General features: G+C 63.0%; 10 protein-coding genes. 9 read left to right on the top strand and 1 reads right to left on the bottom strand.

Going from position 1 to position 11925, the window contains the following annotated elements; all coding sequences use genetic code 11:
• Nucleotides 1-26 precede the first annotated feature (26 nt).
• From ACWTU7_RS08685 to trmB, 5 genes are all read left to right on the top strand, one after another.
• Nucleotides 27-1100, top strand: coding sequence for a hemolysin family protein (locus ACWTU7_RS08685; RefSeq protein ID WP_455838372.1), 1074 nt, complete (start codon nt 27-29; stop codon nt 1098-1100).
• Nucleotides 1101-1306: 206 nt separating this feature from the next.
• Entirely contained in the window at nt 1307-2899 is a 1593-nt protein-coding gene (gene lnt, locus ACWTU7_RS08680) for an apolipoprotein N-acyltransferase (RefSeq protein ID WP_455838373.1), read from the top strand.
• A 137-nt stretch (nt 2900-3036) separates the two neighbouring features.
• A complete protein-coding gene (locus tag ACWTU7_RS08675) occupies nt 3037-3456 on the top strand; it encodes a helix-turn-helix domain-containing protein (protein WP_029356958.1) in 420 nt (139 codons plus the stop codon).
• A gap of 355 nt (nt 3457-3811) precedes the next feature.
• On the top strand, nt 3812-5101 hold the full coding sequence (metK, locus tag ACWTU7_RS08670; protein ID WP_455838374.1) for a methionine adenosyltransferase: 1290 nt from the start codon (nt 3812-3814) through the stop codon (nt 5099-5101).
• A gap of 11 nt (nt 5102-5112) precedes the next feature.
• Nucleotides 5113-5814, top strand: coding sequence for a tRNA (guanine(46)-N(7))-methyltransferase TrmB (trmB, locus tag ACWTU7_RS08665; RefSeq protein ID WP_065005889.1), 702 nt, complete (start codon nt 5113-5115; stop codon nt 5812-5814).
• Nucleotides 5815-5887: 73 nt separating this feature from the next.
• Here the strand turns inward: trmB and ACWTU7_RS08660 are convergent, their stop codons facing one another.
• On the bottom strand, nt 5888-6052 hold the full coding sequence (locus ACWTU7_RS08660) for a hypothetical protein (RefSeq protein WP_095517012.1): 165 nt from the start codon (nt 6050-6052) through the stop codon (nt 5888-5890).
• 282 nt (nt 6053-6334) lie between these two features.
• On the opposite strand from ACWTU7_RS08660, the gene rimP reads away from it, so the two are divergent.
• Genes rimP through infB form a run of 4 tightly spaced genes read left to right on the top strand, consistent with a single transcriptional unit; the run spans nt 6335 to nt 11876 of the window.
• On the top strand, nt 6335-6979 hold the full coding sequence (gene rimP, locus ACWTU7_RS08655) for a ribosome maturation factor RimP (RefSeq protein ID WP_127315683.1): 645 nt from the start codon (nt 6335-6337) through the stop codon (nt 6977-6979).
• A 48-nt stretch (nt 6980-7027) separates the two neighbouring features.
• Nucleotides 7028-8623, top strand: a complete 1596-nt coding sequence (gene nusA, locus ACWTU7_RS08650) for a transcription termination factor NusA (RefSeq protein ID WP_455838375.1) — start codon at nt 7028-7030, stop codon at nt 8621-8623.
• Nucleotides 8624-8661: 38 nt separating this feature from the next.
• Nucleotides 8662-9312: an RNA-binding protein gene (locus ACWTU7_RS08645; protein ID WP_455838376.1), complete on the top strand. Its 651-nt coding sequence runs from the start codon at nt 8662-8664 to the stop codon at nt 9310-9312.
• Complete coding sequence (gene infB, locus ACWTU7_RS08640) at nt 9309-11876, top strand: translation initiation factor IF-2 (RefSeq protein ID WP_029356952.1); 2568 nt, start codon at nt 9309-9311, stop codon at nt 11874-11876. The genes ACWTU7_RS08645 and infB overlap by 4 nt, the downstream gene beginning before the upstream one ends.
• Nucleotides 11877-11925: the final 49 nt, after the last annotated feature.

The following is an 11925-nucleotide window of genomic DNA, read 5'->3' as shown; positions in this document are numbered from 1 at the left end:
TAAAAAGATCAAATGACCGGACGACGATGAACGACAAACCAGAGACTGCCGCCCGCCCAGACGCCGGCAGTGCGACCAAGCCATCCGAACAGACGGAAGAGAACTCGAGTCCGAGTACCACGACCGGCAGCTTCGCCAGCGAGCCATCGCCTGCCGGTCCTTCCCTGTTCGATCGCGTGCTCGGCCTGTTCAGGCAACGCAACGGCGCCAGCCTGCGCGAGGAGATCGCCGACGCACTTGCCGAAACAGCGAGCGATGCCGGCGCCTTTTCGCCCGGCGAACGGGCCATGCTCAACAACATCCTGCGCTTGCGCGAGGTGCGCGTCGAGGACGTCATGGTGCCTCGCGCCGACATTGAGGCGGTCGAGATCACGACAAACCTGGGCGATCTTCTGGGGCTGTTCGAGCAGTCTGGCCATTCCCGCATGCCGGTCTATTCGGAGACGCTCGACGACCCGCGCGGCATGGTCCACATCCGCGACGTGCTCGCGCACATCACCAAGATCGCCCGCGTCAGGAAGGGCAGGACGACCAGGAAAACCGCCGCCGCCACGCTTCTCGATCTCGCCAAGGTCGATCTCACGCGTACCATAGGCGACCTGACCCTGATCCGCCCGGTGCTTTTCGTGCCGCCGTCGATGCTCGCCTCCGATCTCATGGGGCGGATGCAGGCGATGCGTACCCAGATGGCGCTGGTCATCGACGAATATGGCGGCACCGACGGTCTGGTGTCGCTCGAGGATATCGTCGAGATGGTGGTCGGCGACATCGAGGACGAGCATGACGAGGACGAGCCGATGATCACCCAGACCGGCGAGGGCGTGTTCGTCGTCGACGGCAAGGCCGAGATCGACGAGGTCGCCAAGATGATCGGCGAGGATTTCGCCGCCGGCGAGCATGGCGAATATGTCGACACGATCGGCGGCATGATCTTCAACACGCTTGGCAGGGTTCCGGCCCGCGGCGAAGTGGTGCAGGCCATCCCTGGCTTCGAATTCCATGTGCTCGACGCCGATCCGCGCCGCGTCAAGCGCGTGCGCATCATGGAAACCCAGAAGGGCGAGCGCCGCCGGCGCGCGGTGCGCGCCGAGCAGGCTTGAAAGACGCGGCTCGCCCGATCGATCGACCATCCGTTCAAGCACTCAACCTTGCGCTTCTCACTTCGTCTGCGAACCCTGCTTTTGAGTCCGCAACGGTTCGATTGCCGAAATTCAGTGCGGCACGCTGGCTGAAGCGGTCGCCGTTTGGAGCGCGGACCGCGGCCTGATAAATCTTGCTCGGTGATTCGCACGACTCGGAAGCATTGATGAAGCGTCTGGCCGGCCAGATAATTCTGCTGTGGGGTTGGCGCCGCACGCTTGTGGCGTTTCTTGCTGGCGCGCTGGCGGTCCTTGCCCAGGCGCCTTACGATTTCTTCGCCGTCTGTTTTATTTCGTTTCCGCTGCTGGTCTGGCTCCTCGACGGCGCGACCGGCGAAGCCTCCGATGGCTGGTTCTGGCGTTTGCGGCCGGCTTTCGCCATCGGCTGGTGGTTCGGCTTCGGCTATTTTCTCGCCGGCCTGTGGTGGATCGGCTCGGCACTTCTGGTCGAGGCCGACAGTTTCGCCTGGGCGCTTCCCTTCGCAGTGGTCGGAATTCCGCTGGCCCTCGCCTTTTTCTACGGCTTCGCAACAGCGGTTGCCCGGCTGCTGTGGAGCAACGACATCGGCCGCATCGCTGCCCTTGCCTTCGGTTTTGGCCTGGCGGAATGGCTGCGCGATTTTCTGTTCACCGGGTTCCCGTGGAATGCCGTCGGCTACGCGGCGATGCCGGTGCCTTTGCTTATGCAGAGCGTGTCGGTGGCCGGCATGGTCGGCATGAACGCGCTGGCGGTCTTCGTCTTTGCATTGCCGGCCCTGCTTGCGGCGCGCCGGCATGTCCGCCTGGGAGCTGCACTGCTTACCGTTCTCGTCGCGGCCCATGTCGGCTTCGGCTATATCCGGCTTGCTATTCCCGAGAAGCCGGCGGAGCGCAGCCTCGACGTCCGCATTGTGCAGCCGGCTGTCGACCTCAGCGAGAAGTGGGACGCTTCGGTGCCCGACCGGATCTTCGCTACGCTGATGGGGCTTTCGGCCAAGGCGCCGGAGGCCGGCCATGACAAGCCGCAATTGATCCTGTGGCCGGAAACCTCCGTGCCATTTTTTTTCGCCGAACGTCCCGATGCGCTGACCGCGCTGGGAGAGATGCTTGACGACGGCCAGATGCTGATCGCCGGCGTCGTCCGGGAGGAGGGCGGCTCGGCGGCAGATGCCGACAGGCGGTACTACAATTCGGTGGTGGCGATCGACGACAAGGGCGAAATCGCAGATGCTGTCGACAAGGTTCATCTAGTGCCCTTTGGCGAGTATTTGCCTTTTGCCGACCTGCTTGGCCGCTTCGGGCTCAAACAGCTCGTCGCCGGGCCGACGACCTACGCGGCCGGCAATGAGCGGCATCCGATCGCGCTGTCCGGCGGCATCCGCGTTCTCCCGTTCATTTGCTATGAAGTCATCTTTCCCGATCTGGTGGCGATTGACGCTACCTCAGCCGAGCTTATTGTGAATGTCACGAATGACGCGTGGTTCGGTGACACGCCGGGTCCGTACCAGCATTTCAGGCAGGCGCAGATTCGTGCTGTGGAGAATGGGGTGCCCTTGTTGCGCGCGGCCAATAACGGCATCTCCGCTGTCGTCGATCCGCGCGGGCGCATCCTCGACGCGCTGGCGATCGACGCACGCGGAGCCATCGATGTACATGTGCCGATTTCCGATCAAGCCATCGTTTCTTCCCGCCAAAGACGCATTAACGGACTGATGATCTTGTTGCTGTTTGCCCTGGCCGCTTTCACATCGAATGTAAGGCAAAAGCTACGGGCGAATTGACAGTCGACACATTAGAAACTCATACTGTAACGGCCTGAAATTTCTCGAAGTCGGTACGTCTTTGTGTTGGGGCACCGGCCGCCGGCTTCGTTTGGGCAGAAAAACACAAAAAGCCGGAAAAATTCGGCGAGGAAAAAATGGCAGAAGAAAACAAGAAGAAGCCGAATCCTATCGACATCCATGTCGGAAGTCGCATCAGGCTTCGTCGCAATATGTTGGGAATGAGTCAGGAGAAGTTGGGCGAGAACCTCGGCATAACTTTTCAGCAGATACAGAAATACGAAAAGGGGACCAATCGCGTTGGTGCCAGCCGCTTGCAGGCAATCGCCTCGATACTCGGCGTTCCTGTCGCTTTCTTTTTCGAGGACGCGCCGGGCCAGGAGACCGTGGGCAACCGCGGATTTGCCGAGGATACATCAATGGCTTTTGCCGTCGAATTCTGCGGCAGTCCTGAAGGTCTTCAACTCAACCGGGCCTTCGTCAAGATCGCCGACGTGAAGATACGCCGCAAGATCATCGAGCTTGTGAAGGCCCTTTCCACCGACGAAGTCGATTGATTGGGCCGATTGATTTGGCCGTTGAAAACCCGGAAATGGCGAGGCCGTCATAGCGGGGCAGGCAAATTCTCGCGATCTCGCGCACCGTGGAATTTACATCCTATAGGCATGCCGGAGAGCGGATCGATTTTACTCGACACCCATGGTCAAAGTCTTTTTCATCAACGTGCTGAAGCTAAGCAACGTGTTGGGGCTAAGCGCGCTTGCGGCATCCTGCCGCCGGTCACAGTGGTACAAGATAATAGCGCGATTTTCATACCAGAATGGCCGCACCGCTTGACGAGCGCCGCCCGGCACAGCTAACACGTGGCGCGCCAATCGGCAGCGTGCCGATATTTTTCAAGAGGGGACACCCGTGACGCGGCAAAACTATCTATTCACCTCGGAATCCGTTGCCGAGGGTCATCCCGACAAGGTCTGCGACCGTATCTCCGACGAGATCGTCGATCTGGTCTATCGCGAGGCCAGAAAGACCGGCATGGACCCCTGGAAGGTCCGCGTCGCCTGTGAGACGCTGGCGACCACGAATCGCGTCGTGATCGCCGGCGAGGTCCGCGTCCCCGAGACCCTGCTCAAGAAGGACAAGGCCGGCAACACCCTGATGGATGCCGCCGGTCATCCGCTCGTCAATCCGGCGAAGTTCAAGTCGGCCGCCCGCAAGGCGATCCGCGAAATCGGCTATGAGCAGGCGGGTTTCCACTGGAAGACAGCAAAGATCGAGGTTCTGCTGCACGGCCAGTCGCCGGATATCGGGCAAGGCGTCGACAACGCCTCCGACCGGCAAGGCGAGGAAGGCGCCGGCGACCAGGGCATCATGTTCGGCTATGCCTGCCGCGAGACGCCGGATCTGATGCCGGCGCCGATCTACTACAGCCACAAGATTCTCGAATTGCTGGCCGCCGCGCGCCATGAGGGCAACGGCGATGCCGGCCGGCTCGGGCCGGACGCCAAAAGCCAGGTGACCGTCCGTTATATCGACGGCAAGGCGGCGGAAGTGACGCAAATCGTGCTGTCCACCCAGCATCTCGACGCCAGCTGGGATTCGAAGAAGGTCCGCAATGTCGTCGAACCCTATATTCGCGAGGCGCTCGGCGAGCTGAAGATCGCCGACAGCTGCAACTGGTACATAAACCCGACGGGCAAGTTCGTCATCGGCGGGCCAGACGGCGACGCCGGCCTGACCGGGCGCAAGATCATCGTCGACACTTACGGCGGTGCTGCGCCCCATGGCGGCGGTGCTTTTTCCGGCAAGGACACCACCAAAGTCGACCGTTCCGCAGCCTATGCGGCACGCTATCTCGCCAAGAATGTGGTGGCCGCCAAGCTCGCCGATCGCTGCACCATCCAGCTTTCCTATGCCATTGGCGTCGCCCAGCCGCTGTCGGTCTATGTCGACCTGCACGGCACCGGCAAGGTCGATGAGGCAAAGCTCGAGCAGGCGCTGCGCACCGTGATGGACCTGTCGCCGTCCGGCATCCGCCGCCACCTCGATCTCAACAAGCCGATCTACGCGAAGACGTCGTCCTATGGCCATTTCGGCCGCAAGGCCGGCCGTGACGGGTCCTTCTCCTGGGAAAAGACCGACCTAGCCAAGGCGCTCAAGGATGCACTCGCCGAAGCGTCCGCCGAAGCAGTCGCGGCCTAGCCGCGGCGTCCATGCATCCGAAAGACCGGCCAAGCCGTGCGACCGAAGCATTTTTCGGTCGCCGGCGCGGCAAGACCATCCGTCCGCAGCAGGCGGCGGCACTGGAAAGCGGCTTCAGCACCTACCGGCTCGATCTGACGGCCGGACCGCCGGCCGAATTGCGCAGCCTGTTCGAAGCCGATGTCTGCGCCATTCATCTCGAAATTGGTTTCGGCGGCGGCGAGCACCTGCTGCATCGGGCGACGGCGGCTCCTGAAACCGGTTTTGTCGGCGTCGAACCTTTCGTCAACGGCATGGCCAAGATGATGATGGCCGTCAGGGAACGGCCGCTTGCCAATCTTCGCGTCTATGACGACGACGCCACGCGCCTGCTCGACTGGCTCCCGCAAGCCTCGCTCGACGGCATCGACCTTCTCTATCCCGATCCCTGGCCGAAGAAGAAGCACTGGAAGCGACGCTTCGTCAGTTCCGTCAATCTCGACCGTTTCGCGCGCGTCCTGAAGTCAGGCGGAAAATTCCGCTTTGCTTCCGATATCGATAGCTATGTGAACTGGACGCTGCTGCATTGCCGGGTACATGATGCGTTTGCGTGGCAGGCTGAAGAGGCCGCCGACTGGCATCGGCCTTATGAGGGTTGGCCGGGTACGCGCTACGAGGCGAAGGCCATTCGCGAAGGCCGGCGGCCGGCCTATCTCACCTTCGTCCGGAGATAGTCCTACTCAGCAGCGCGTCGCGCGCTTTGCCGTCGACGAGGATCAAAGATGTCCTCGCGCTGCGTCGCCGGTCTTAGAAGCGGCCGATCTTGTTGAACGCGGCCGGATCCATGCCGAGATTGCGCAGATCGCGCGCGCGTGGCTTGCGGCCGGCTTCGACCGCGTGCGACGCGGCGACGGCGCTGCCGAACACGGTGAAGAAATCGCCGATGGCGGAGAAAACTTTGCGGTTGGTCATGATTATGCCCTTTCGCCTGCTGCGATGCGTGATTGAATTTGTGCAGCGCAACATAGATAGGCGCTTTCGCCTGATATCACAGGGACGTTGCCGCATGGCCGCCATGCGCCCTATGCAACGCTGTCCCCGGCCCTTTCACCATGCCCTGCATGCGGACTTGAAACGGCGGCCGCGATCGTCTATATCAAGCTCAAATTCTTGGTCGGTATGGCGAAGAGTGGGTCCACCCGGTCCCGCTCTTTTTTGTTACCTTCCGACCGCCGATGAAGCGACAGGAATCGAATGACTGCAACGGTACCGGACAGCGACGACCGCATCATCCGCGAAAGCGGCATCGATGCGCGCATCGCGCTGATCGTGCAGCCGGTGTTGCGTGCCATCGGCTTCCGCCTAGTCAGGGTGCATCTGACGGGCCAGAACGGGCTGACGCTGCAGATCATGGCCGAGCGCGAGGACGGCACCATGACCGTCGAGGATTGCGAAGAGGTCAGCCGGGCGGTGTCGCCTGCGCTCGATGTCGATGATCCGATCGAAAAGGCATATCATCTCGAAGTTTCGTCGCCGGGTATCGACCGGCCGTTGGTCCGCAAGTCGGATTTCGCGACCTGGACGGGTCATTTGGTGAAGATGGAAACCTCGGTCCTTGTCGCCGACCGCAAGCGCTTCAAGGGCAAGATCGCCGAGAGCGACGCGGACGGCGTGCTGATCGAGCGCGACAAGGCGGCCTATGGCGAAGAGCCGACGGTGCGTGTGCCCTACGATGCGATTGCCGAGGCACGGCTGATCCTGACCGATGACCTTATCCGCGACGCGCTGTCGAAAGACAACAGGGCGCGCAAGGAAGCCAAGAAGCGCCGCGGCGAACCCGAAGACGCGCCAGAGGGCGCAGAAGCGGGCGCGGAAGATGAAACCGAACAGGAAATGTGATTGGGCTGCCGGGCGCAAAGGCTCGGCAACAAGCTCGGGAGAAAAACGATGGTTGTAAGCGCTAACAGGCTTGAACTGCTGCAGATCGCCGACGCGGTCGCGCGTGAAAAGTCGATCGACAAGTCGATCGTCATCGCCGCCATGGCCGATGCGATCCAGAAGGCTGCGCGCTCGCGCTATGGCCAGGAAACCAACATCCGTGCCGACATCAATCCGAATACCGGCGAGATGAAGCTGCAGCGGCTGATGGAAGTGGTCGAGAAAGTCGACGACTATGCGACGCAGATCGCCATTTCCTCCGCGCGCGAGCGCAATCCCGACGCCCAGCTCGGCGACTTCATTGCCGAACAGCTGCCGCCGATGGATTTCGGCCGCATCGCCGCCCAGTCGGCCAAGCAGGTCATCGTGCAGAAGGTGCGCGAGGCCGAGCGCGACCGTCAGTATGACGAGTACAAGGACCGCATCGGCGAGATCGTCAACGGCACCGTCAAGCGCGTCGAATACGGCAACGTCATCGTCGATCTCGGCCGCGGCGAGGCGATCATCCGCCGCGACGAGCTGATCCCGCGCGAGAACTACAAATATGGCGATCGCGTCCGCGCCTATGTCTACGACGTGCGCCGCGAGCAGCGTGGTCCGCAGATATTCCTGTCGCGCACCCATCCGCAGTTCATGGCGAAGCTGTTCACCATGGAAGTGCCGGAAATCTACGACGGCATCATCGAGATCAAGTCGGTCGCCCGCGATCCGGGTTCGCGCGCCAAGATCGCCGTCATCTCGCGTGACAGTTCCATCGATCCTGTCGGCGCCTGCGTCGGCATGCGCGGCAGCCGCGTTCAGGCGGTGGTCGGCGAATTGCAGGGCGAGAAGATCGACATCATTCCGTGGTCGCCTTCGGCTGCTTCCTTCATCGTCAACGCGCTGCAGCCAGCGGAAGTCGCCAAGGTCGTGCTTGACGAGGATGCCGAACGCATCGAAGTCGTGGTGCCGGACGACCAGCTGTCGCTGGCTATCGGCCGCCGTGGCCAGAACGTCCGGCTCGCCTCGCAGCTCACCGGCTGGGATATCGATATCCTGACCGAGCAGGAAGAGAGCGAGCGCCGCCAGAAGGAGTTCGTCGAACGCTCGGCGCTGTTCATGGATGCGCTCAACGTCGACGAGATGGTCGGCCAGGTGCTCGCCTCCGAAGGCTTTACCAGCGTCGAGGAAGTCGCCTATGTCGATGCCGACGAGATCGCGTCGATCGACGGCTTCGACGAGGACACCGCCTCGGAAATCCAGGCCCGCGCCCGCGAGTATCTGGAGAAGATCGAAGCCGAGCATGACGAGAAGCGCAAGGCGCTGGGCGTCAAGGACGAGTTGCGTGAGATTCCTGGCGTGACCACCGCCATGATGGTGACGCTCGGCGAGGACGGCGTGAAGACGATCGAGGATTTCGCCGGCTATGCGGCCGATGACCTGACCGGCTGGAAAGAACGCAAGGACGGCGACACGAAGGTGTTCCCCGGCGTGCTCGCCAGTCACGGCGTGTCGCGCGCCGATGCCGAGCAGATGGTTCTGGCCGCCCGCCTCAAGGCCGGCTGGATCACCGAAGACGAGCTTGCAGCCGAAGACGTGCCGGCTGACGATGCCGTTGGTGCGTGAGGTGAAACCGCATCGCACACAACCCGCCCTTGGACGAGATGAACGATCGCACTTGCATCGTCACGCGCAAACAGGCCGAACCGGATGAATTGATCCGCTTCGTCGTCGGCCCGGATTCGGCCGTCGTTCCGGATATCAAGAAAAACCTGCCCGGCCGCGGTTGCTGGGTGACGGCCGACCGCCTACATATCGACAAGGCGGCAGCGAAAAACCTGTTCGCTCGCGCCTTCAAGGCGCAGGTGACTGTGCCGACCGATCTCGGCGGCATGGTTGACGGGCTGCTTTCCAGATCCGCTCTGGGCATGCTCGGTCTTGCCCGCAAGGCAGGTGCGATCGCGCTCGGCGCCACCAAGGTCGAGAGCGCGGTGCGTGGTGGGCTGGCGCTTTTCGTGTTGCATGCGACCGAAGCGTCAGATGACGGCGTCCGCAAGATCCGCCAGGCGCGACGGGCAACCGTCCACCTTGGCGGCCCCGCCATCCTCGCCTACAAACTTTTCTCCGAGGCCGAGTTGAGCTTGGCATTGGGGGGTACAAATGTGATACATGCTGCCGTTCTCGCGGGAGACGCGGGCAGGGCGGTCCAGAAGCGCATGGTTGCGCTCGACCGGTATCGGGGCGGTTCCCCGGACGATCTGGCAATGCTTGCGGCCGTTGCTGACGAAGATGATGCCGCAGAGGATATGGAATGAGCGATACGAAATCGGGCGACGACAAGACGTTGAGTGTGACGCCGAAGAAGACCTTGACGCTGAAGCGCCCCGGTACGGAACAGGGCACCGTGCGCCAAAGCTTCTCGCATGGCCGCACCAAGGCGGTCGTGGTTGAGACTAAGAAGCGCAAGTTCTCGCTGCCCGGCGACAAGCCGGAGCCGGCCGCTGCCCCTGTGTCCGTGTTCACGCCGAAGCCGCCGGTCGCGGCAGCGCCCGTTGTGCAGCAAGCGCCCAAGGCGCCGCCGCCTCCGCCGCCGGTCGAACGGGGCGGCATGGTGCTGAACGAATTGTCGCGCAATGAGATGGAGGCGCGCCGCCGGGCCCTTGAGGGTTCGAAGGTGCGCGATGTCGAGGATCGCCAGCGCGCCATCGACGAGGCCAAGCGCCGCGCCGAGGATGAAGAGCGCCGCCGTCGCGAGCGCGAGGAATCCGCGCGCCGCCAGGCCGAGGAAGAAGCCCGGCTGCAGGCCGAGGCCGAGTCCCGCCGGCGTGCCGAGGAAGAGGCGCGTCGCCGCGCGCCGCTGGCCGCCGAACTGGCGACAGTCGACGACGAGGACATCAAGCCGAAGCGGACCGGCGCCGGTGCCCCGGTGCGCCGTCCGGTCACGCCCGAAGTGGCACGCCCGGCTAAGCCGACTAAAGGCGAGGAAGATCGCCGCCGCGGCAAGCTGACGCTGAATGCCGCACTTTCCGATGAGGATGCGCGTGCGCGTTCGCTGTCGTCGATGCGTCGGCGCCAGGAGAAATTCAAGCGCGCGCTGCATAACGAACCGCGCGAGAAAGTCATGCGCGAAGTGATACTGCCCGAAACCATCACCATCCAGGAACTGGCGCAGCGCATGTCCGAGCGCGCCGTCGATGTGGTCAAGTTCTTCATGAAACAGGGGCAGATCCTGAAGCCGGGCGACGTCATCGACGCCGACACGGCCGAACTGGTCGCCACCGAATTCGGCCACACGGTTCGCCGCGTCGCCGAGTCCGACATTGAGGAAGGCCTCTTCAACATCGCCGATCGTCCCGAAGATCTCGAGCCGCGTCCGCCGGTGGTGACCATCATGGGCCATGTCGACCACGGCAAGACGTCTCTGCTCGATGCCATCCGTAATGCAAATGTCGTGTCCGGCGAGGCCGGCGGCATCACCCAACATATCGGCGCCTATCAGGTCGAGAAGAACGGTCACAAGATCACCTTCATCGACACGCCCGGCCACGCCGCCTTCACGGCGATGCGCGCCCGCGGCGCTCAGGCTACAGACATCGCCATCCTCGTGGTGGCGGCCGACGATAGCGTGATGCCGCAGACGATCGAATCGATCAGCCATGCCAAGGCGGCCGGCGTTCCGATCATCGTGGCGATCAACAAGATCGACAAGCATGACGCCGACCCGCAGAAGGTGCGCTCGGAACTGCTGCGCCACGAAGTCTTCGTCGAATCGATGGGTGGCGAGGTGCTGGACGTCGAGGTGTCGGCGACCAAGGGCACCAATCTCGACAAGCTGCTCGAAGCGATCCTGCTGCAGGCCGAAATCCTCGACCTGAAGGCCAATCCGGACCGCACCGCCGAGGGCGTCGTCATCGAAGCCCAGCTCGACAAGGGCCGCGGCCCCGTCGCCACCGTGCTGGTCCAGACCGGCACGCTGATGCCCGGCGATATCCTCGTTGCCGGCAACGAATGGGGCCGGGTGCGCGCGCTGGTCAACGACCGCGGCGGGCAAATCAAGGAAGCGCCGCCGGCGATGCCGGTGGAGGTGCTCGGTCTGCAGGGAACCCCGCAGGCCGGCGACCGCTTCGCCGTGGTCAACAATGAAGCCCGCGCCCGCGAGATCACCGAATATCGCCAGCGTCTGGCGCGCGAGAAGGCGGTGGCCAAGCATGCCGGCCAGCGTGGCTCGCTCGAACAGATGATGTCGCAGCTGCAGACGAGCGGGCTGAAGGAATTCCCGCTGGTCATCAAGGGCGACGTGCAGGGCTCGATCGAGGCGATCAACGCGGCGCTGGACAAGCTCGGCACCGACGAGGTGCGTGCGCGCATCGTCCATGCGGGCGCCGGCGGCATCACCGAAAGCGATGTGTCGCTGGCGGAAACCTCGGGTGCCGCAATCATCGGCTTCAACGTCCGCGCCAATGTGCAGGCGCGCGCGGCTGCCGCGGCGGCAGGCATCGAGATCCGCTACTACTCGATCATCTACAATCTCGTGGATGACGTGAAGGCGGCGCTGTCGGGCCTGCTGTCGCCGGAGCGTCGCGAGACCTTCATCGGCAATGCGGAGATCCTCGAGATCTTCGACATCACCAAGGTCGGCAAGATCGCCGGCTGCCGTGTCACCGAAGGCAAGGTCGAGCGCGGTGCGGGCGTTCGCCTGATCCGCGACAATGTCGTCATCCACGAAGGCACGCTGAAGACCCTGAAGCGCTTCAAAGACGAAGTGGCGGAGGTCCCGGGTGGCCAGGAATGCGGCATGGCCTTCCAGAACTACGAGGACATGCGCGTCGGCGACGTCATCGAGTGCTTCCGCGTCGAGATGGTGACCAGGACGCTCTGAGTTCGAGCGTCTTGAGTTGAGCATCTACTGAGACCGGGCGGTGGTCGAA

It is taken from the genome of Mesorhizobium sp. BHscii (genome assembly GCF_053848065.1).
The sequence above is the reverse complement of the archived record's forward strand: the minus strand, read 5'-3'. Positions and strand labels throughout refer to the sequence as shown.

Bases quoted from the DNA above. Each gene is read 5' to 3' on its own strand.
- ACWTU7_RS08685 (WP_455838372.1), top strand. From the start codon at position 27: ATGAACGACAAACCAGAGACTGCCGCCCGCCCAGACGCCGGCAGTGCG.
- lnt (WP_455838373.1), top strand. From the start codon at position 1,307: ATGAAGCGTCTGGCCGGCCAGATAATTCTGCTGTGGGGTTGGCGCCGC.
- ACWTU7_RS08675 (WP_029356958.1), top strand. From the start codon at position 3,037: ATGGCAGAAGAAAACAAGAAGAAGCCGAATCCTATCGACATCCATGTC.
- trmB (WP_065005889.1), top strand. From the start codon at position 5,113: ATGCATCCGAAAGACCGGCCAAGCCGTGCGACCGAAGCATTTTTCGGT.
- ACWTU7_RS08660 (WP_095517012.1), bottom strand. From the start codon at position 6,052: ATGACCAACCGCAAAGTTTTCTCCGCCATCGGCGATTTCTTCACCGTG.
- rimP (WP_127315683.1), top strand. From the start codon at position 6,335: ATGACTGCAACGGTACCGGACAGCGACGACCGCATCATCCGCGAAAGC.
- nusA (WP_455838375.1), top strand. From the start codon at position 7,028: ATGGTTGTAAGCGCTAACAGGCTTGAACTGCTGCAGATCGCCGACGCG.
- ACWTU7_RS08645 (WP_455838376.1), top strand. From the start codon at position 8,662: ATGAACGATCGCACTTGCATCGTCACGCGCAAACAGGCCGAACCGGAT.
- infB (WP_029356952.1), top strand. From the start codon at position 9,309: ATGAGCGATACGAAATCGGGCGACGACAAGACGTTGAGTGTGACGCCG.